This is a genomic window from Ekhidna sp. (assembly GCF_039960695.1).
Classification (GTDB): domain Bacteria; phylum Bacteroidota; class Bacteroidia; order Cytophagales; family Cyclobacteriaceae; genus Ekhidna.
Map to the genome: position 1 here is coordinate 355920 of NZ_JBDVKP010000004.1, position 20165 is coordinate 376084.

At 41.2% G+C, this 20165-nt stretch carries 17 protein-coding genes; 8 read left to right on the forward strand and 9 right to left on the reverse strand.

The window, feature by feature from the left end; translation table 11 throughout:
- Positions 1-7 precede the first annotated feature (7 nt).
- On the forward strand, positions 8-808 hold the full coding sequence (locus ABJG98_RS02300) for a hypothetical protein (RefSeq protein WP_348277842.1): 801 nt from the start codon (positions 8-10) through the stop codon (positions 806-808).
- Here the strand turns inward: ABJG98_RS02300 and ABJG98_RS02305 are convergent.
- Positions 805-2415 carry an ATP-binding cassette domain-containing protein gene (locus ABJG98_RS02305; RefSeq protein ID WP_348277843.1) on the reverse strand — a complete coding sequence of 537 codons (1611 nt, stop codon included), beginning with the start codon at positions 2413-2415 and terminating at the stop codon, positions 805-807. The two genes, ABJG98_RS02300 and ABJG98_RS02305, sit on opposite strands and share 4 nt — an antisense overlap.
- Before the next feature lie 244 nt (positions 2416-2659).
- Here ABJG98_RS02305 and ABJG98_RS02310 point away from each other — a divergent pair, with 244 nt between their 5' ends.
- The 4 genes from ABJG98_RS02310 (at position 2660) to ABJG98_RS02325 (ending at position 8942) form a co-directional block, all read left to right on the forward strand.
- Entirely contained in the window at positions 2660-6100 is a 3441-nt protein-coding gene (locus tag ABJG98_RS02310) for an ATP-binding protein (RefSeq protein ID WP_348277844.1), read from the forward strand.
- Positions 6101-6292: 192 nt separating this feature from the next.
- On the forward strand, positions 6293-7429 hold the full coding sequence (locus tag ABJG98_RS02315; RefSeq protein ID WP_348277845.1) for a hypothetical protein: 1137 nt from the start codon (positions 6293-6295) through the stop codon (positions 7427-7429).
- A 7-nt stretch (positions 7430-7436) separates the two neighbouring features.
- The gene (locus tag ABJG98_RS02320; RefSeq protein ID WP_348277846.1) at positions 7437-8180 is read left to right on the forward strand and encodes a hypothetical protein; all 744 of its coding nucleotides are present in this window, start codon (positions 7437-7439) and stop codon (positions 8178-8180) included.
- Between the two features lie 138 nt (positions 8181-8318).
- The gene (locus tag ABJG98_RS02325; RefSeq protein WP_348277847.1) at positions 8319-8942 is read left to right on the forward strand and encodes a hypothetical protein; all 624 of its coding nucleotides are present in this window, start codon (positions 8319-8321) and stop codon (positions 8940-8942) included.
- 137 nt (positions 8943-9079) lie between these two features.
- On the opposite strand, the gene ABJG98_RS02330 is transcribed toward ABJG98_RS02325, so the two are convergent.
- The gene (locus ABJG98_RS02330; protein ID WP_348277848.1) at positions 9080-9634 is read right to left on the reverse strand and encodes a pyridoxamine 5'-phosphate oxidase family protein; all 555 of its coding nucleotides are present in this window, start codon (positions 9632-9634) and stop codon (positions 9080-9082) included.
- Between the two features lie 281 nt (positions 9635-9915).
- On the opposite strand from ABJG98_RS02330, the gene ABJG98_RS02335 reads away from it, so the two are divergent.
- Positions 9916-10308, forward strand: coding sequence for a hypothetical protein (locus ABJG98_RS02335; RefSeq protein ID WP_348277849.1), 393 nt, complete (start codon positions 9916-9918; stop codon positions 10306-10308).
- 77 nt (positions 10309-10385) lie between these two features.
- Here ABJG98_RS02335 and ABJG98_RS02340 read toward each other — a convergent pair whose 3' ends face one another.
- From ABJG98_RS02340 to ABJG98_RS02370, 7 genes are all read right to left on the reverse strand, one after another.
- Positions 10386-11738, reverse strand: coding sequence for a tetratricopeptide repeat protein (locus tag ABJG98_RS02340; protein WP_348277850.1), 1353 nt, complete (start codon positions 11736-11738; stop codon positions 10386-10388).
- Positions 11739-11980: 242 nt separating this feature from the next.
- A complete protein-coding gene (locus tag ABJG98_RS02345) occupies positions 11981-12937 on the reverse strand; it encodes a hypothetical protein (protein ID WP_348277851.1) in 957 nt (318 codons plus the stop codon).
- Positions 12938-12992: 55 nt separating this feature from the next.
- Positions 12993-13211 carry a hypothetical protein gene (locus ABJG98_RS02350; RefSeq protein ID WP_348277852.1) on the reverse strand — a complete coding sequence of 73 codons (219 nt, stop codon included), beginning with the start codon at positions 13209-13211 and terminating at the stop codon, positions 12993-12995.
- A 173-nt stretch (positions 13212-13384) separates the two neighbouring features.
- The gene (locus ABJG98_RS02355; RefSeq protein ID WP_348277853.1) at positions 13385-14107 is read right to left on the reverse strand and encodes a carboxypeptidase-like regulatory domain-containing protein; all 723 of its coding nucleotides are present in this window, start codon (positions 14105-14107) and stop codon (positions 13385-13387) included.
- Between the two features lie 20 nt (positions 14108-14127).
- Positions 14128-14763: an outer membrane beta-barrel protein gene (locus ABJG98_RS02360; protein ID WP_348277854.1), complete on the reverse strand. Its 636-nt coding sequence runs from the start codon at positions 14761-14763 to the stop codon at positions 14128-14130.
- Positions 14764-15056: 293 nt separating this feature from the next.
- Positions 15057-15818 (reverse strand): LytTR family DNA-binding domain-containing protein, encoded by a 762-nt coding sequence (locus ABJG98_RS02365; protein ID WP_348277855.1) that lies wholly within the window; start codon positions 15816-15818, stop codon positions 15057-15059.
- Entirely contained in the window at positions 15808-16866 is a 1059-nt protein-coding gene (locus tag ABJG98_RS02370; protein WP_348277856.1) for a histidine kinase, read from the reverse strand. The genes ABJG98_RS02365 and ABJG98_RS02370 overlap by 11 nt, the downstream gene beginning before the upstream one ends.
- A 319-nt stretch (positions 16867-17185) precedes the next feature.
- Between ABJG98_RS02370 and ABJG98_RS02375 the strand changes: the two genes are divergently transcribed.
- Complete coding sequence (locus ABJG98_RS02375) at positions 17186-18718, forward strand: M20/M25/M40 family metallo-hydrolase (RefSeq protein WP_348277857.1); 1533 nt, start codon at positions 17186-17188, stop codon at positions 18716-18718.
- Positions 18719-18981: 263 nt separating this feature from the next.
- A complete protein-coding gene (locus tag ABJG98_RS02380) occupies positions 18982-20154 on the forward strand; it encodes a hypothetical protein (protein WP_348277858.1) in 1173 nt (390 codons plus the stop codon).
- Positions 20155-20165 lie beyond the last annotated feature (11 nt).

A 20165-nucleotide genomic window follows, 5' to 3' on the forward strand; every position in this document is an offset into this window, starting at 1 on the left:
AGATGAGATGAGCGACCAGCGAAAGGAGAAAAAATTAAATGAGACCAACTGGATCATCAATTTTGACAAAATTGAAGACAGTACAAGGCGCAACTATTTCTCAGTTCTCCCTCAAGAAAATAGGCTCATGGAGCATTTTGCTGAAGCTTTTGTTATCAATAAACCCAAAGGCAGAGTAGGCGGAGACGGATTTTGGCTACACAAGCATGACGATGACGTATATCTGGCGCTTTTCACATGTGTTGGCGAAGGTCACCTGGCTTCCATGATGATTCGAATCTATATGAATGCGCTCAAGAAAATGGTGGAAGGTTATTCCATTGATTTTCCTGGTTCAATACTCCAGTTTTTACATCGTGAAGTGCAAGCTCGCTTCAAGGATAAGAACAACATTCTCTTAAATACCAATGCCAATGTGGGCATTGTAAAGCTTAATACATCCTCCAAGAAAATGGAATTTGCTGGGGCAAACATGGATTTACTTCAGGTGATTAATAATGAAGTGAAGATTGTAGAAGGCGAGAAGAATCAAGTAGGTGAAAATACAGAAACGAGACATAGTTATAGTTCAAACTCACTACAAGACGCAGAGAACTCTAGTTTCTACCTGTGCAGTTCAGGTGTATTTAACCTCATAGGTGGCCCTGACTTCAAGAAACTGTCAATGAATCAGCTTGGCGACTACTTGCTTCAGAACAAAGAATTAGATCTTACCAGTCAAAAACAATTGGCAGAGCAGTACCTAACAACCTGGACCGGTGCAAATCGTCAAAATGATGACATCATGGTCATCGGATTCAGAGCTTAGACACCTGCCGAAATTAGCTTCTTCTTTTCTAAAAATTCATCATACGTACTTAGCGTATCAGTATATCCATCTGGTCGGATCTCCAAAATACGATTGGCCACTGTTTGAGTAAACGTGTGGTCATGCGAAGTGAATAATATCGTACCTGGAAACTCTTTGAGTGAATTGTTCAATGCAGTGATTGACTCCAAATCAAGATGATTTGTTGGCTCATCAAGGATCAATAAATTGGCTCCTTGAAGCATCATTCTTGAAAGCATACAACGTACCTTTTCACCTCCAGAAAGAACACTACATTTCTTGAGTGTTTCCTGCCCGGAAAAAAGCATTTTGCCTAGAAATCCTCGAATGTACACTTCGTCCTTATCCTCTTCTCCGTCAGCGTATTGCCTCAGCCAATCAATCAAATTGTCATCAGAATTGAAATACTCAGAATTGTCATTCGGTAGATGGGCATGTGTGATCGTCTGACCAAACTTGAAATTACCGGAGGATGCCTGTTGTTCTTCCATTAAAATTTGAAAGAAGGTAGTGACAGCCAAGCTATCATCACTGACAACAGCAATCTTATCCCCCTTGTTTACAAAAAGGTCCACATCCTTGAACAGGTACTCTCCATTCAATTCTTTACTCAAACCTTTCGTTTCTAAAATTTGATCACCAGCAATCCTATTTTGAGTGAAAATGATCGCAGGATACTTGCGATTGGATGGTTGAATGTCTTCAACATTGATCTTGTCTAAAAGCTTTTTACGACTGGTTGCTTGCTTTGATTTAGATGCATTGGCGCTGAACCGGGCAATGAATTCCTGAAGTTCTTTTTTCTTTTCTTCAGCCTTTTTATTAGCGCTAGATCTTTGACTAAGTGCAAGCTGACTGGACTCATACCAAAATGAATAGTTACCGGTAAATAGCTTTATTTGACCAAAGTCGATATCCGCGATATGAGTACATACGGTATCTAAAAAGTGCCTATCGTGAGAAACAACAATTAGCGTATTGTTAAATTCCAGTAGATAATCTTCCAACCATGAGATTGTTTGGATGTCAAGGTCATTGGTAGGCTCATCCAGGATCAGGATGTCAGGATTACCAAACAAAGCCTGCGCAAGCAAGACGCGTACCTTTTCAGTTCCATTAAGTTCTTTTACTGTTTTGTAGTGGTCTGCTTCAACTATTCCCAATCCACTGAGCAGGGCAGCTGCATCAGACTCAGCATTCCACCCATCCATATCTGCAAATTTTGCTTCTAGATCTGAAGCTCTATTTCCATCAGCTTCTGAAAAATCGGGTTTGGCATATATTGCATCCTTCTCCTTCATGATGTCCCAAAGTTCTTTGTGTCCCATCATTACCGTATCAAGAACCTGCACCTCGTCATATTCATGATGATTCTGCTTGAGCACAGCCATTCGCTTACCAGGCTCGATTTTGACGTGACCAGCGTTTGCTGCGATTTCACCAGATAGGATTTTAAGAAATGTGGATTTCCCAGCTCCATTTGCGCCGATGATTCCGTAGCAATTGCCAGAAGTGAAATTGATATTCACTTCATCAAAAAGTACTCGTTTGCCGTATTGGAGAGATATATTTTCAGTAGAGATCATAATCAAACAAATTGAGCCGCGAAGTTAGATATAAACTTGACCAGAATGAAGTATATGTCTGAATTTGCATACAATAATCATATTGTGATTATCTTGAAAGTCATTAAGAATGGCTGGTCTGTGACGGAGGCTGCTACATCGTAGGTGTAATTTGATACATCGAAAGCAATGTGTTTGAATCGTTTTGATGTCGTAATTTGCAGTAGTCACCATGGAAGAAGCTACTCATGGTTAGCTCTACTTAATGGAAAAAAGCACACAGAATTTTTCCGAACTAAATGTTCGAAAACTGACGATTAGAATCGTCCTTGCATTCATAGCAGGGGTTACCGCTGTACTTATAACAACATTTTTCGCGCATCGCCAAGTTCAACGCATAGCTGGAGTCAATACACAAATTGACGAAATTCTTAATACCTGTCAAAAACAGCGTACGCTGAGCCAGTATTTAACCAAAAATGCATTGCTGCTTGAATCAGATTCTGTACGTCATAATCTGACTATTCAATTATTAGATTCCTCATTGGCGAGATTCCATCAGAATCATTTGGAAATTGAAGCTGCTTCCGTGCAATTATCAACCTATGATATTGATGTAGCAGAGGTAGATAGTCTGTACAATCAGGTAACACCTTCAATCTCAGCACTCATACGCAGTAGTTATGGTATTCAAGAAGCAGCGAATGCAAGTATTTTCAGGTCCAATATATTGAAGCACGAAGACCATTTTCTCCCGGCAATGAATCTGCTTATTGAAGGGTATCAAGGACTTTCTAAAGTTACTAACCGTCGACTTGTTGAAGCAATTACCACTCAATATTGGATGATTGGAGGTTCAGTAATATTGGCTGCGTCCCTCGTACTGATCTTCACTATACAACTGATGCAGGCCAGGATACTCCGTCAGCGAAGGCACTTTAAGGAAGTGTTGCAATCTAAAGAACGATATGAGCAGGTGGTTAACGGCACTCATGATATTATTTATGAGCTTAATGAAGCTGGCGAATACATTTATATCAATCCAGCATTTGAAAAATTCATTGGATATACGCTAGAAGAAATAAATACTAAAAACTGGTTTGATAATGTGGTGCCAAGTCATCGGGCGAAAGTAGTTGAATTTTATACCAAGGTGATGCGCGACAAGATTGCAGCCAGTTATTATGAGTTTCCTATAGGTACAGCGACCGGGGAGACGAAATGGATTGGTCAAAGTTCTGACTTTGCCTTTGATGAAAACGGAAGAGTTATAAATATTTATTGCATTGCCAAAGACATTACAGAGCTGAAAACATCCACCAGCAAAGAAGAAAAATATAAAATAGGACTAAAGCTCCTTAACGACCTCAATACTTCCCCAGATTTAAACATCCAGCAGCGAATGGAGCACGGGTTGAAATTATGCCTGGAGTATTTGGGACTTGAAACTGGGATCGTGAGTACCATTTGGATGGATGAGTATCGTGTTTCCGCTTATTACCCACAAGACTGTGGCCTCACGTTGAATCAAAAATTTAAGCTTGGAGATACCTATTGTGATCTCACATTAGCGCAGCAGGGTAGAGTGCTTGGTATTAGTAAGATGAGCGAATCTGATCACCTTGGACATCCATGTTTTGAAAACTTTAATCTTGAATCGTACATAGGTGCTGCCTACAGGGTGGATGGAAAAATTATGGGTACGGTCAATTTTACAAGTGCAAAACCACGCCAAGAGCCATTCTCTGAATATGAAATAGATTTTATTTCGCTCGTAGCCCGATGGGTTGGAGGCCTCATGGAGCAACGAGCAAATAGTAGTAAAATTCAAGAAGAGCAAAATTTGCTTAAGACATTTATCTCAAGTGCTCCAGCCGCCATTGCTATGCTGGATAAACACATGAACTACATATCTGCAAGTAAGCGATGGTATAAAGATCAAAATATTGTTGGCGATATCATTGGTAAATCTCATTACAAGATATTTCCGGAAATAACCGCAGAATGGAAAAAAATGCATCAACGTGCATTGGAGGGTGAGATTGTAAAGCCCGGCATTGAAAAGTTTGTGCGGGCCAATGGCGAAGAAAGATGGATGCAAGGCGAGATACACCCCTGGTACACGAGCAAAGATAAAGTTGGTGGTATTATCATTTTTACCAATGATTTAACAGAAGTGAAACGTCAGGAAGCGGAATTGAGATTGGCTAAAGAAGTAGCGGAAGATGCTAGCAAGGTCAAGGAGCAATTCTTGTCTACGATGAGCCATGAAATCAGGACACCTCTCAATGCGATAATTGGTACTACCAACTTGCTGGAAATCGAGCACCCTGAGCTGGAAGGGAGTAAGCGTCTTAATATGCTAAAATTTGGTAGTAATAACTTACTGACACTTATCAATGACATCCTCGATTTCCAAAAAATGGAATCAGGCAACTTTGAGATCATTGCCGAGGACGTAAACCTGATAGAGCTGGCAGAGAGTATAGTGGAAACATGGAAGGCCGTTCCACAATCTGAAAACGTACAGTTGAAAAGTCAGTACGCTATTGGACTTGCAGATCATTATATTTTTGATGGAATCCGACTCACACAAGTCCTCAATAACCTGATTAGTAATGCCCTCAAGTTTACCGAAAAAGGAGAAGTGGAGCTGAGCATTCAAACAGGAGACGAGGGAATCGTCCAGTTTAGTGTAAGGGATACAGGAATCGGGATTCCACCAGACAAGCTTAAGATCATCTTTGAGTCTTTCAAGCAGGTAAACAATGCTTATACATCCAAAGCAGGTGGTACTGGATTGGGCCTCTCTATTTCTAAACGATTAGTTGATATGATGGGAGGTAAGTTGGAAGTTGTATCAGAAGTAGGTAGCGGAACAACGTTCTATTTCTCGTTACCATTAGGTGAGTCGTCAACTAAATCAAGTAGAAAGAAAAAATCAAGAGCTGTCAAGTCAAAACTTGACCTTCATGTATTGCTTGTAGAGGACAATCGGGCAAACCAAGAAATCGCTAAAGGCTTCCTTACGCGTTGGGGCATATCTGTAGATCTTGCTAACAATGGTGAAGAAGCACTCGAAATGGTGTCAGGTAAAGGTTACGACCTGATGATCATTGATGTGCGCATGCCGGTAATGGATGGCTATGAAGCCACTCGCCAGATTCGGGCCATGAATGATGAGTACTTCAAGAAGCTCCCCATCATTGCGCTGACAGCAAGTACACTACTTGAATCACGTTCCAAAATGGAACGCAGTGGCATGAATGAAATCGTTTCCAAACCATTTGATCCGGAGGATCTATTTGAGAAAGTAAGCAGGCTTGGGAAAAAGTCACTTCGCAAGCTCCTGGCTAAAAAGAAGCCTACTGATACCATTCCTCTCAGCAGAAATATTCCATTTGCCTTCTTGCATGAGCTACTGGGAGGTGATGAAGAGAAGGTACGCCTGATTGTAGATATGGCTGTTAAGTCAATCAGCGATGGTATTGTTGGTTCGCGTGAGATGATGTTGGAAGAAGATCGTGAGCGAACATATGACCATCTGCACAAAATGAAATCCAACCTGGCCAATCTAGACTTACGTGACCTTGCCAACCGGATGCCAGACTATCGAGCCGATGATTTCTGGAAGCGCTTGCCCGACTTTCTGGATCGGGTAGAAGAGGAGATAGAAAAGATCAACCAGGAGCTGGTGGCTGGGTGATTCGTCCAGTATTGGTAGATTTTTTAATTCAAAACCAACTTTTTACTTCTTCCTTTTGGCTATGTAGCTAATGCTGCTGCAATTGAGTCACCGAATTTGTTGGGTGATTAGATGCTAAATACCCCCCTGTAGGTATTGTAAATGGGTGACAACTGTATCACCTTTATATGATCAACTAATCATTTATCTATTATGAAATGGAAAAACCATTGCACATATCCTCTACTCGTTCTTTTTTTGGTGTTACTGATATTGCCAATTGAAGCATGGACGCAAGTATCATCCCGTGGGATATCTAATCGGGGTAAAAAGACCGAGTTTTTGGAATTGAAGATTGTGGAAACTGATGCTAATTTGAAATTCGCAAAATCAACTGTCCCATTCGATCGATCCTTTTTTATAAAAGTCAAGCGAAAATCTACCGGGAGTCCAGGTAAAAAGTTGGGAGTTGTCACGCAACAAACCGACACGATAGTAACCTTATTGAGAGACTCTGTCACCTCCTCAAATGATACCCTTCAAACTAAAATTGTGGACACTAGCTCATTGAAGAATGAAGATGCCAAATACAGAAAGAATTCAAGTAAAAAACCTGCAACGATTCAGTCTTTAGTTCTGACTAGAACTACTCAGCGTGTACTCTTACCTGAAAATAATTTTTTAGGTTCAGATTATTCTAACAACATTGATTCAAGTATTTATAGCTACTCCAATCAATCGGGCAAAGTGTATCAAGAAAAGGCTGATTCGGAATTTATCTTTGTGGAGATTCCAAATTTGCTACCGGGAAGCAGCTACAGTTTACGAATTACCTGGGATGTTGCTGGTAAAACTGATATTGAGGAATACTTTTTTACCACTGTCCCTGCTAAGTTAGAATCTCGGGCCAAGGAACGTTTATCGCCACAGTTTGGGGTAGCTTCTGCTTTTTTTAAAGCAGGTGATGGCCAATTTGCCAAAGTAAGCCTCATGTTTGGGGTCTATTACCACTTGCGACCAATCGATCCGAATATCCCTGTTCGTACCTACTCTGCTTTTTCTACTCAAAGGTTATCCATCCTATTAGGAGTTACATTGAATTCACTGGCAGAAGAAGGGTCACGATCCGACCTTTTTGGAAAAAGCAATCTCATGCTAGGGATGGGATATCAGGTATTTGATGGAGTGAAGTTCTCCGTAGGGCAGCTGTTTTTTAATGAGTTGAATCCAAACCAGTTGGTTTCGGATGATCAAAGAGAACTCAAGTCGACACTCTATGTATCAGCCACCGTTGATCTACAGCTGAAAGACTTGTTTGGAGGAGTTATTTCTACTTTAGGCTTTAATTAAAATCATCATGAAAAAATTATTAATAATACTCTTATGCCTCCCACTTGGAGCATGTTATGATACATTCGATCGATTGGATCAGTTTAATACAGATCTTTTACCAAAAGTCAGATTTGAACCTTCTGCATCTGTGCGTGCGAACGGAGTAGACACTGTTACACTCAAACTTCTATTTCCTCTTGCTTCTGACAGAGACAAAATCAAAGCGATGTTCACTACAAAGGTGAGTTCATTTGTTGAAAACGGAGAGATGAAATACACGGCAAGTAGAGTCACAGTCGAGGATATTGATGGGCTTCACTACGTGTTAACTGCACGGATGGTAAGCACTACATCGCCAGGTGAATTTGAATTGTTGTTTGAGGCTACAGAAATCAACTGGTGGGCCTCTAGTAATCTTACTTTCCGCCGTGCACATCCAGCAAGTATCAGCACTAGTGCGAGTAAATTTTCAGTTGCAATCGGTTTTACAGATGAGATACAATTGTCAGCAAACCTAAAATCTGGATCAGGAATAGCCAGCAAAGGAACAGAAGTAGAGTATATTGTTGCTGATTCATTGTCATCAGCAAGTTCCAATCGGTTTCGGGCTCTTACTAAGTCAAATGCATCCGGCGTGAGTAGCGTGTTTTTCACTCCTGGAACATTTGGTGGATATACGGGACCTGTCTCGTATGAGGTTGTTACTATTGATGAAGATGGAGCGGAATTAAGGACAAGCGGAACATTCCAGGTAATTGATCCATCGTAGCAATATTTAACTAAACTCGGCTAATAAACATATAATAGAATAACAAAAAAAGCCACCCTTGTCAGCTTCCCTTTCCCTTAATCTTATGAGATTGATGGTTTTTACTTAATCATTCACAATTGCTAGCTTAGCCTTCTAATGGAAGAAGAAGAAAGAATAGCCCAAATCAATCATGTTGTTTCCAGCTACTTTGAAGAAAAGAAGACGGAAGACACTGTCGCTGTGAAGGAACTGATGCCTTACTTCATAGAGGCCGGGATATTTACTTCGGATCATAAGAAAGGTTTACCGATAAGAAAGGTGCTTCGAGCATTAGATGAACAAAATGCCCTGGACAAGATCCCTTTCGTACATCCGGAGCGAAAGAATAAAAACACGAATTGGTATTTTGTAAGGGAGGGGAGTACTTACGTTTCTAACGCGCCTAATGATACGGGTGTCACTAAATCGCAAAAAAGAAGAGCCTCCGTAATTAACAGTGACGAATACTATGTCATCAACCTGTGCGATGAATTGCTGCAGGAGCAAGCTTCAAGGCAGCACAAATTCAAGTTTTTGCTGGGTGACTATCACAGGGACGGTAGGACCAGAAGTGCTTTACCCGTGGATGCTTATTACCAGAATCACAACCTGGTTATTGAGTTCATGGAAGGGCATCATGCTGAATCTGTGGAGACGGGCAAAAGGGAAAAGAGGACCATCAGCGGCGTGACCTTTTCTGAACAGCGAAAAATATATAGCGAGCGAAAAGAAAGGGTCTAATGACCAACGAGATTAACCTGTTAGTGATTTCACATTCATCTTTTGAATGCAACAGTGAAAAGCGTTTGATAAGAGATCAGGAGAAGGATATGGTCGTTTTAAAAGCGCTCTTAAAGGACCATTTGTAGGCGGAATCTCTAATCTTCAGATTTGAAATCATTGGGCTCGAACCAATGGATTTGACCAAATCCTCCAATGTAGCGGATCGACACAGGAGCCAATCGGTAAAATAAAAAATCGTGCGTAGCGTCGTATGACCTGGACTTTGGAAACTGTGCATAGTAGCGTTCCATTATTTCCTTTTCCTCAGAGAGAACCTCCGTCATGTGACCAATGAGACATATCCTTCCATTTGCTTGTACGTCTTCGCCATCCATCACGATTGTGAGTGAGCAGCGATTGTCTGCTTTGATGTTTTTGGTGTGCTCAGCGATGGTAGAGATAAGTATAACCGGCCATCCTGCAGTGTCGAGACAATAGGGGACCACAGAACCAAAGGGAAACCCATCCAACTTTACAGAGAGGGTAGAGAGCACTCCGTCCTTTTTGGATTTGATGAGGGCTGCTGCATTATCAATGGCTTCTTTATGCATAGTGCTTGCTTGCGAATTTGATTGGGTGAAGATATGTAAATCGGATGGAGCGTGTTTTGAAATGGAGTACAAAAAGTGTTTGCCAAATCGGGGATTCATGGAGGGTTGTGTGGGATGGATGTGGGTATGATTAGCCTTACTTTTTGACACCAAAAAGTAACAAAAAGTGTTTACCAAAATCAATCCAGCCTTTTCACACATGCCATCACGTGATTTTGGCGGAGCTCGCTGTGGCGAACATTGGGTAGAAACGTATATCTCTCGCTAGGCGTAGGTGGTAGCTAACGCCTTTCATTCTAATCAATTAAGCGTTCAATCTGAACTTTTGCTTCGCGTAGTATGTATGAGATTCCGGTATTTGTCGTCCCTCTAAAACCGGAATGACGGTCTTTGATTTATTGCGTCAGTCACTCTCCCTAGGCGTAGGTTGTAGCTACGCCTATCACAAGACCATTCCATTACTCCTCACAATCCTGTATCTTTCTCCTGCTATGGAAGTAAAAGTGATACATAAAAACTCTGCACGAGCATGTGAATGCTGCAGCTCGTGGCTCAAACATTGGGAACGCATCGCCAAAGAAGATGTAGGTACATGCCGGACAAAAAGCTGCACGAATCCAGCCAAGGTTGGCGCACATGTGAAGCGAAAAGCGGGAGATAATAGCTGGCGTATCCTACCTCTGTGTCATGAGTGCCACAAGAAGACGGACTGGCTCACACTCAATAAGAATACCAAGTCGGCAAGTGCGGAGCAGGGCTCATGTGGAAGGTAGTTAGCCCCTCCACTTAACTTAAGATTCCGGTATTTGTCGTCCACCAAAACAGGAATGGTGGTCTTTGTTTTATCACTTCAGTCACCGTTACTATCACTTAGCTTGTCATTGATGCTGCGCAGGGCATTGTCCAGCTCGGTGGCAGATTCTTGCAGGCTTTCGTTTATGAATGGCAGATTCACCGGGTCTTTGGGATCGTATAAGTCTACCAATCCAAGGATGCGAGCAAGTGGAGCTCGTACGATGTGAGAGTTGGAGGAAAGGTATTCTTTTAGCTGCCTGTTTCGCAACTTTAACTCTTCGGTGCGTCTATTTACAATCTTTTCCAGGTTGTTGTTCATCACAATGATTTCATGATTGGCGGCCTGCAGCTCTTCGGCTTGTTTTTCAATCTTCTTATTGAGTGCATGTAGTTTTTCATTAGCTCGTCGCTTACGTGTGTAGTTACGATAAAAAAGGTATGAGATGAGACTCATGGCCAGAAAGCCCACAATCAGCGTGTTTCGAATCCAAATGGCGTTTGCCAGCTCTGTCTCCTGTAGTAATTTTTCCTTTTCTTGTTCGATCTCTAGCTGCACTTGCAACTGCTGGTATTCGTATTCGGCCTCTTGCAGCGCGATGCGACGGGCCAGGTCACGGTTGAACAATGAGTCGTTGGTGGCTTGATAGATTTTATGAAATTGCAGAGCTTGCTCCAACTCATTTTGCTTTTCATATATGCTCGAAAGATGGCGGGAAGCGTCTCGTAATTCGGAGCGCATTCCGGCCGCTGCCGCTACATCATAGGCTTCGCGGAAAGCAGCTTCAGCCTGATCGAGTTCGTCTAGTTTGAGGTACATCTGCCCAAGGTCGATTTTGGTAAGGCTCAGAATGTATTGATTGCGCAGTTGACGAGATAGCTGCATGGCACTGTCTAAATAGATAGCTGCAGAGTCCAATTGATTCGTAAGCACATACGTACTTCCAATGTTGTAAATAGGATAGATGGTTCTTGAAGGGTCATTGGCATCATTGGCGCTGGACCAGGCGCGGCGCAGGTATTCCAGCGCCAGGGGATAGTCGCCTTCTAGCTTGTAGATATATCCGATGTTATTCAGAATGTTGCCTTCACGCGGGTCTTTAAGTTCAGCAAACTGCACGACGGATTGTTTATAGTAGTTCAAAGCACGGTCATGATCACCGATGAAGTTGTAGAGCCGGCCAATGTTGTTTAGACAAGCTGCAATGCGGTCTTTGGATTCATACTCAATATAAATAGCGTGTGATTCCAGGTAGAGTTGCAGCGCTCGGTAGTAGTTTCCCATGTTTGTGTGTGCAATTGCACGACGCATTTTTGCCTCTGCAATTCCCATGCGGTAACCAATGGAAATAGCTAACTCTTCGCTTTGAATGGCAAGTAATAAGGTACTGTCAGGATTCACCGACCGCATCTCATACGCGATTGTATTTAGCAAGTCAACTTTAACAATAGGATCCTCTGTCTCTTTTAGCGCATTCCATAAACTATCTACCAGGATTTGGGAATGAAGGGTTGTTGAAAGGCAACAAAGAACTGATATGGTAAAGACTCTCGGACTCAATAAGTTTATTGGTAGTTGGTTATTTAAGTTAGTAAAAAACTTACACCCCTACAATTCTTATTTATTTGCTTTTACCTGATTGATTGGCTTGTCTAAGTGTTCATCCACCGCCAAAATTTACCTAATAATGTTTTGGGCTGGGGACGTACTTCGGTTTTGATTTTTGGAGCCGTTGTTGATTCTTGCTTGACTTTTTGTCTGGTCTGCACAGCTTTTACCTGTTCAAGCTTTTGCTTATAGTGGTTTTCTTTGCGAGCCTTTCTTTGCTGTTCTTCCTTCTGAAGGCGTCGTTTGGTCTCACGTGCTTCGTATGCGTCCTTCTTACTCTTGGCTTTCAATCGACGGTTCTCCCTTTCTTCATCTGTTAATGGCTGTCGTTTTCTTGGAGGATTTCGGTATTCTCTAAGGTCTTTCTCTGTGATGATTTCCTTCGTCTTCTCTTCCTTTTTCTTGGGTTCAGGCAAGTCTACTTTACCCAAAACTTTAAGTCCGGATAATTCTTTCTTTGGGGCCTTAATGAGTTTGATCTTTTCCAGATCAGCATGAGCTTCTTCTGATTCCAACAGTTCCAGTAGCTTATCAGTCTGAATCACTTCATCCGGAGACGGTTCTACCTTTTCGGCTTTTACTTCTTCTTTGGTTTCCCGTTGCTTTGCAACTTTAATATCTTCTTCAATATCAGATTTCTCATTAGACCGCTCTTCCGGATTTTCTAACTCGCCTTCGACCGCAGCTATTTCTTCCTCTGGAGTAGCAGGCAATGGACGCTCTGCTGGTTTTTCGTTGATTTCTACCGGTTCTTCAATTAATTGAGACTTAGGTTCTTCAACTATTTCCAATACTGATTCTTCTGCTATTTCCAACTCAGCTTCTTCCGCTATTACAGGTTCTACCTCCGGGATCAATTCAAATGCATCAAATACCATGGATTCCAACGCGTCATAGAGTTTAGCATTCGGATGAAACTTTTCATTGGTTTCTTCTTCCAGGAAAGTAATAATCTCCTGAACTGGTATGTCGTATTTTCTGGCAAATTGTCCGATTCTCATTGTGAACTAGGTAGTTGAGCTCCGCAAAAGTAGTTGGTTAGTGCTTTTGATGGAACTATTTCCGTTTGAAAATAAACAGTCCAGCTGCAATGAGCACCAGTCCTATGTATTCAGACACCGGACTGATCCATGCTTTTGTGACAGAATAGTCTGCTAAAGATTCAGCATCTCCAAGGAAGGAGTGATAATAGATCCCCGCTTGTGCCATTAGATGAATGCCTACAAAAGCACCACCCAATAGGATAAGAACACTGGCTGGCTGCTCAGTACGCATCGATAAAATATGCTGGTTAGGTATTTTTTGAATGATACCCCTTCGTTCAAAGCATTACCCATGCCTCTTGCTGAGACATGGGTAGTTTGGAAATCCTATTTCCAAAAGCTCCTGCGTTTTTTGTGAGTACCAGCTAATGCCTTATCAAACTAATTGCAATTGAGCATTCAGTCTTAGCGCTTTTCATAGTGATAAGTGATGTACTCATCATTTTTAAAGAATGTAGCTGAGAAACTGTTGCTTTGAAGGCTGAAAACGGAATGAGAAACTACAGTTGTTCCTTCATCTAATAAAAGCATGAGACTGTTAATTCCAACACCCCACCAGCTTCCTTCTACTAATGAAGCTTCATCACAAGTGATACCCGTATCCTGCAACGTATAGGTTCCTGTCTTCTCAAAGGTTGCGACATTTCCCATGGCACATGAATAGGACGGATTGCCGGATAGATCGTTTCCGACTGAGTCTGAGATTCCGACAATTTCCCAACTTATGCCTGAGGCGCTGGAGATATATGCATTAAGATTTTCCTCTATGGTGGAATATGCGCCATTTATGTCACCATCTTCAACTTCTATGACCAAAGGGTATTGCCAATTGTTTCGATTATCCTTGGCAATATCCAAATAGTAGATTCCAGCTGTTAAATCTGTTATGACTATTTCACCCTCTGTGTCGGTCATATATTGACCTTTCATATTCGTTTCAAAATCCCAACCTTCAATATCTGAATAAGCTTTGATTGTTGCATTAGAGACGGGCGTACCTTCTCCATCTGTGATATCAATTACCATAATTGTAAGGATGCCTTGACTCTCAAATGTTGGCTCTTCGCACCCTGTGCAAAGCACTATAACTAATAAAGTGGTTATTAGATAAAATATTGAATTTTTCATAGCATTAGTTTTTAGTGATTTTAAAATCGGATTTGAGTAGAAATCATGAGCGTTCTGTTTTTCGCGTCAACATCACTTACCAATTGAGACTGACCCAATTGATACGTTAACAGCAGCTCAGTTTTTGAAAAAATTCGGTATCCCAACCCAATGCCAATGCTGATTTCAGAGTCATTGATTGGTGCATCAAAGCTCTCAGAAAAACCCGTGCAATTTCCGTCAAGACACATGACATTTGTAAACTTATGATCATCGTTGAGTAAGATTGAGATGGATGGTTCGCAAATAGCGAATAGATTGTCCATCAGCTGAAAGCTAAATTTCAATGGAATCTCCAGATAATTAAGTTTGGAAGATACTGTTACTTCATTTCTAATTTGTTGACCCGGAAATCCTTCAAATACATCCACCGTTTCAATTCTGGTACCTTTTTGATGATAGCGAAGACCAGGTGAAAACCGGACACTGTTTGATGAAGAGGATACGACTTGATAATTAAATCCCAGATGAAATCCGGGTCGGCTTTTCACTGTTCCGACTATATCATCGCCTTCCCACTTGGAAAGGCTTAGACCGGCGTTTAAGCTAAACTGGCTATACACTTCGTGTGAGCCAAGCATGGCCACCATGATGGTGATTGCTACAAAATGTTTCATAATTGTAAGTTTTTGGTGATACTTTGTTTGCTAACCTGTGTGAGTGTCCAGATCACATTCTCCAATCATCTTATCCTCTTTTACATGCAGTGCAGTCATCAAAAGGGATAACAGCATTATGAGACTGACTAAAATCAGCATTGAGCATATGATCAGATAAATGGAACTAGTCATTTCGCACGGGTTTTTTGTTTCGTCCAAAAGTCTGATAGCCAGACCGCACAGACTAAAAAAAGTGCGTGAACCCGATTATTTCAGGAGTGAGCCCGTAGACATAGGGCGTGCGAGTAATACTACCTATTCAACCATTTTTTGAAATCTGATGATTTTTCGGAACTGACGATTGCTTTTTCTTTAGAGGAGGGTGATAGTTCGATTTTTACTCTGCTCCTGGAATAGGCATACATTTCCTTAATAGCTTGGATACTAATGACGAATTGGCGGTTGATGCGAAAGAAAATTTCAGGATCAAGCAGTGACTCTAATTGGGTAAGAGAATGGTCCACAATGAATCGGTGGTCATCACGAGTGATGATGTATACATATTTGTCTTTTCCATAGAAATAGGAAATTTCATTAACATCAATTGATCTGATACGTTCTCCCGCTGTGACTAGAAATCGCTTTTGATAAGAAGGTTTTTCACTAGGTATTTTGCTCAAAAGAGCCTGAACGTCAGTTTGCTTAATTTCCAGCTTGCGAAATTTGATCAGACTTTGTTCCAGTGCTTCTTTTTGAACCGGCTTCAACAGATAATCAATGCTATTTACCCTGAATGCTTCAATCGCATAGTCATTATGTCCGGTTGTGAAAATGATCGGTGCTTCAAACTGAAGTTGTTCAAAAATCTGAAAGCTCAACCCATCTTCCAGATGGATATCCATGAAGATCAGATCTGGCTGTTGTCCATCAAACCATTCGATGGTATCAGCAATAGAAGTGAGATGTTTAATTACTGATATCTCTTGATCTAGCTCATTCAGAAGGTCCATAAGGTGCCTTGCTGCTGTCACTTCGTCTTCAATGATAATTACATCCATATCTTCAATCTTCACTTTTTAATAAAGGAAGGGATGCATGGAATGCATCCTCTTTTACTTCGAATACAGGGTTACGATCACTCAGTAGTTTATAACGTTCTTTCAAATTCGCTAATCCTACCTTTGTAGATGTTGATTCATCCACTGAAACAGGATTAAGTGTGTTAATCACCTCGACCGTGTCTTTATGGAAACGGAGGGTTATTATTAAAGGTGCGCTTGAAGAGATTTGGTTGTGTTTAATTGCATTTTCAATTAACAATTGAATAGAAAAAGGAGGGATTGAATGAGCGAAAAAGGCCTCTTCATTCTCAAACAAAACCCTAATCTTACCTCCAAACCTTATTTTCTGCAGAACGATGTAGCTATTTACAAACTCCAATTCTTCTTTCACTGACACAAGGGTATCTAAATTGGTGTCGAGAATTCTTCGATAAACGTTTGAAAACTCGCCAACAAAAACGACAGCTTTTGAAGGGTCTTTTTTTATCAAATCAGTCAATGCTGTAAGTGTATTGAATAGGAAATGAGGATCTACCTGATTCTTGAGTGCTTCAAATTTAGATAGAATGTTTTGACGCTGTGATTTTTCCCACGCCAGTTGTATCTCTTTTCTCTGTGTATTTAGGAATATGATTTCATATCCTACGATGAATAAGGCATTGATGGCAACCATGTAAAGAATGTTGTAATAGATGGTTATTTCCAGTCCGTCTGAGGGAAACTGATGGAGAGGAATTAACAGCCCGTGATCTACCCAAACCACCAAAGGAATGGTGATAAGAATGGCTATGGAAGTTGAGCATACAAATTCAATGGCACTTCGTTTGGTGAATCCCTGCTTCCATGGAAAATACTTCTCCAGCAGGTTGATAAGCTTAATGTTACAAAAGAAGATTAGGTAGAACTGTATGAAAGTGTGTAGCCAGAAGGTCAGGAATGCAAAGAGAAAATCTCCAATTAAAAGACTCGGTAATTCGTCATAAATGAGCATCTCCGTGAAGTATTCAGCCTCAACTAAAATGCTCAGGACGAGCGTCAAGATGGTGAGTTTTCTTGTCAAAATATTTGCCGGTTATAGCAGAAGTTATAAAGAATATGTTAGAACATTAAGTGTGACGATAGGTTGAGATGCATGAACTATAAAATGTGGCTGATGGGCTGATTCCAGACCTATGATGCGCCAGGTGTGGATTCTGCGTGCTTACATCCTATATTTTTAAAACAATCGCTATGTGCAAATTGTGACTTTTCAATTCACAGGCAATCAGTTCTTAATCATAAAATTCCGCTGATCAAAAAATACATAGTAAAGGGTCTGTGCTGTGCTATATTTGATATGCATAATTATTGGACAATTCAAAAACCTAAACCTCACTTACATGAAATTTAGATTGTTACTAATCCCAGTACTCCTTTTAGCTTTTATAGTTAAAGGGCAGGAATCCGTCGACACGGAAGCAATAGAAAAAATTAAGAAAGAAGGGCTTGAAAATTCTCAGGTGGAGCAGATCGCTTTTGAGCTCGTTGACAAGGCTGGCCCTCGTCTCTCTAATTCCAAAGGTTACGAACGAGCAGCTACATATGCTATCAATCAGCTGACTGAATGGGGACTGGAGGGTGCGCAGAAAGAAGCCTGGGGTGAATTTGGACGGGGATGGGAAGTGAATAAGAGCTATGTCGCAATGACCAAGCCTTATTACATGCCTTTCATTGCCATACCTAAAGCATGGACAGAAAGTACGGAAGGTCCCGTTTCTGGCAAAGTTCTATTTGTGGAAATCAATAATGAAGAAGACTTTGAAAAGTACCGAGGAAAATTGGAAGGTGCCATCGTAGCATTTAAACCACGTGGTGATCAATCACCAACATTTAAAGCTGATGCACTTAGATACACAGAAGAAGACCTCAACGAGATGACAGAGCCTCGTGCTGAGAGAAGGCAATGGACGGAAGATGAAATAGCAGCCTTCCGTAAGCGCAGGGCCTTTAGTCAAACACTAAACACATTCCTTACAGAAGAAGGAGTAGCTCTAATTATAAAAGGAGTGGGTGGCCGACATGGGACTTTGTTTACCAGTAGTCCTCGGGGGTACAAAAAGGATACACCAAGAGGAGCAAGTGAGCTGGAAATGGCACCAGAGCATGTGAATCTAATGGCCAGACTGGTTGAGAATGGCGTGGATGTAGCCGTCGAAGCGGAGGTAAAAACTACTTTCGATACAGAAGACCTGCAAGGGTACAATGTAGTTGCCGAGATAGCTGGCTCTGATCCATCCTTAAAATCTGAAGTGGTGATGCTTGGCGGACACCTGGACTCCTGGCATGGTGGAACAGGCGCGACAGATAATGGAGCCGGATGCATAGTTATGATGGAAGCAGTACGAATTCTTAAGGCTACAGGATTGCAACCCAAGCGTACCGTCCGAATTGCGCTGTGGGGTGGGGAGGAGCAAGGCATATTTGGCTCACGCAACTATGTGAAAAACCATTTTGGTGATGCAGAGACAATGGCATTGAAACCAGAGCAAAGCAAAATATCAGCCTATTACAACATCGACAATGGAACTGGAAGAATTCGCGGAATCTATCTGCAGGGAAATGAAGAAGTAGGTCCTATCTTCAAAGACTGGTTTGGACCATTTGATGACATCATGGACAATACAACAATTACGCTAAGAAATACCGGTGGTACAGATCACCTGGGTTTTGATGCGATTGGCATTCCTGGATTTCAATTCATTCAAGATCCAGTGGAATACTGGTCAAGGACACACCATACCAATATGGATACATACGAGCGATTGGTAATTGATGACCTCAAGCAAATAGCCACAATCGTTGCAGGATTTGTATATAATACAGCCATGCGGGATGAAATGCTGCCGAGAGAAAAGCTAGAAAAGACTGAATAGTAGCAAAGCAAATAGTACTTGTTAGGGAAATGAGATACCTCTCATTTCCCTAATTCATCAACAGACTCCCAGCCGCCACCTATCGCCGATTGTAATTTTCTGCTTTCCAAGCCAGAAATTAAAAGTAGGTACTCACAAACCAAAACAGCCTTTCCAAAAAAATCTCTTTCCTCCTGTGAGGTGGATAAATATCTTATTGATTGAAGTTATCAATAACTCAATTCTCATTTCATATTTATCACCCTTAACTCACCTCTCATATTATGTCTACTCAAAGTTCAATCGAGACGCATAAAGTAGCTGGAGCTATTGCCAGTATGGGCATAGACGAGCTCATTTTTAATATGGCCAAAGGAATTGCTGATGGTCAGGCCAAACTAGATGAAACATGCATGAAACTGGCGGTCCAAATGGGCGATGCACAAATAGAATTTGGTAAGATACCAGGTACAAACGAACCCGATCTAATCAGTCTGGTAGAGCTAGGCTTTACTCCAAATTTCTATCAGTTTGTTGATACTATATTGGAGATAAATGTATCCGTAACAAGCCAGTATGAAGAGGAAAAGGAAATTGTAAAATCAGACATTGACTCTCAAAGTGATGAAAAAGTGAGCCAAACACAATATGCCCATCAGCGAAATAATAATTATTCCGCATATGGGTATGGTCGCAGCTGGGGATATGGTTATGGTTATTCAAGGTGGGGATATGGCGGCTATGGTTATGGAGTATCTGGTGGAAGCAACACAAATATCAAAGAGAACACCGCTCAAAAGACCAAAACTGTAAAGGTAAATACCGTTGATGCTTCTTTTTCTTCTAAGTATGGATATGAAGTAGCAGCATCATCAGTTATCAAAACCAAGATTGTTCCTATACCACCACCACAGGTATTGGAAGAAGCGGTTCAGAATGCGGCTAAAGAGCGTAAAGAATGGGCCAAGCGCTTTGCTTTGTTGAGGTATTCGAAAATTGTTTTTTCTGATATTTCAGATTCTGCAGTCAAGAGCAAAGAGGTGATTGGTGGATTCCTGGAACATACAGAAGGAGGAGAAACCGTACCAGCATCAACACCTGATTATGGAGCAGCTAAAACCATACAAGATGATTTGATAAGTCTAAATGAAGAGTATGTTAAGCTGAACAATGATCATTGGTCAGTGATAGAGAAAGTTAAAGATCGCAGAAATTTGGATACCTACTTTGATAGCATCAATAAGTCTGTAACTAAGCTGATGGACAATTACGCTGAAGAGAAACTGAAAAAAGCCATTGACACCGATGCGTTAAATGCGGAGTTGCAGGCAAGTTTTGATTTGTTGATTAACATCAAAACCAAATTGGATGAAATTCAGGAAAGACTTCCTTTAACCCCGGAAGAGCAAGCCAAGAAAGATGAGGAAGAAGAAGCCAAAGCTGATTCGGAATCATAAATCGCTTAGAC

Coding starts and splice junctions, on each gene's coding strand:
- ABJG98_RS02300 (WP_348277842.1), top strand. CDS start 8: ATGAGCGACCAGCGAAAGGAGAAAAAATTAAATGAGACCAACTGGATC.
- ABJG98_RS02305 (WP_348277843.1), bottom strand. CDS start 2,415: ATGATCTCTACTGAAAATATATCTCTCCAATACGGCAAACGAGTACTT.
- ABJG98_RS02310 (WP_348277844.1), top strand. CDS start 2,660: ATGGAAAAAAGCACACAGAATTTTTCCGAACTAAATGTTCGAAAACTG.
- ABJG98_RS02315 (WP_348277845.1), top strand. CDS start 6,293: ATGAAATGGAAAAACCATTGCACATATCCTCTACTCGTTCTTTTTTTG.
- ABJG98_RS02320 (WP_348277846.1), top strand. CDS start 7,437: ATGAAAAAATTATTAATAATACTCTTATGCCTCCCACTTGGAGCATGT.
- ABJG98_RS02325 (WP_348277847.1), top strand. CDS start 8,319: ATGGAAGAAGAAGAAAGAATAGCCCAAATCAATCATGTTGTTTCCAGC.
- ABJG98_RS02330 (WP_348277848.1), bottom strand. CDS start 9,634: ATGAATCCCCGATTTGGCAAACACTTTTTGTACTCCATTTCAAAACAC.
- ABJG98_RS02335 (WP_348277849.1), top strand. CDS start 9,916: ATGACGGTCTTTGATTTATTGCGTCAGTCACTCTCCCTAGGCGTAGGT.
- ABJG98_RS02340 (WP_348277850.1), bottom strand. CDS start 11,738: ATGCGGTCGGTGAATCCTGACAGTACCTTATTACTTGCCATTCAAAGC.
- ABJG98_RS02345 (WP_348277851.1), bottom strand. CDS start 12,937: ATGAGAATCGGACAATTTGCCAGAAAATACGACATACCAGTTCAGGAG.
- ABJG98_RS02350 (WP_348277852.1), bottom strand. CDS start 13,211: ATGCGTACTGAGCAGCCAGCCAGTGTTCTTATCCTATTGGGTGGTGCT.
- ABJG98_RS02355 (WP_348277853.1), bottom strand. CDS start 14,107: ATGAAAAATTCAATATTTTATCTAATAACCACTTTATTAGTTATAGTG.
- ABJG98_RS02360 (WP_348277854.1), bottom strand. CDS start 14,763: ATGAAACATTTTGTAGCAATCACCATCATGGTGGCCATGCTTGGCTCA.
- ABJG98_RS02375 (WP_348277857.1), top strand. CDS start 17,186: ATGAAATTTAGATTGTTACTAATCCCAGTACTCCTTTTAGCTTTTATA.
- ABJG98_RS02380 (WP_348277858.1), top strand. CDS start 18,982: ATGTCTACTCAAAGTTCAATCGAGACGCATAAAGTAGCTGGAGCTATT.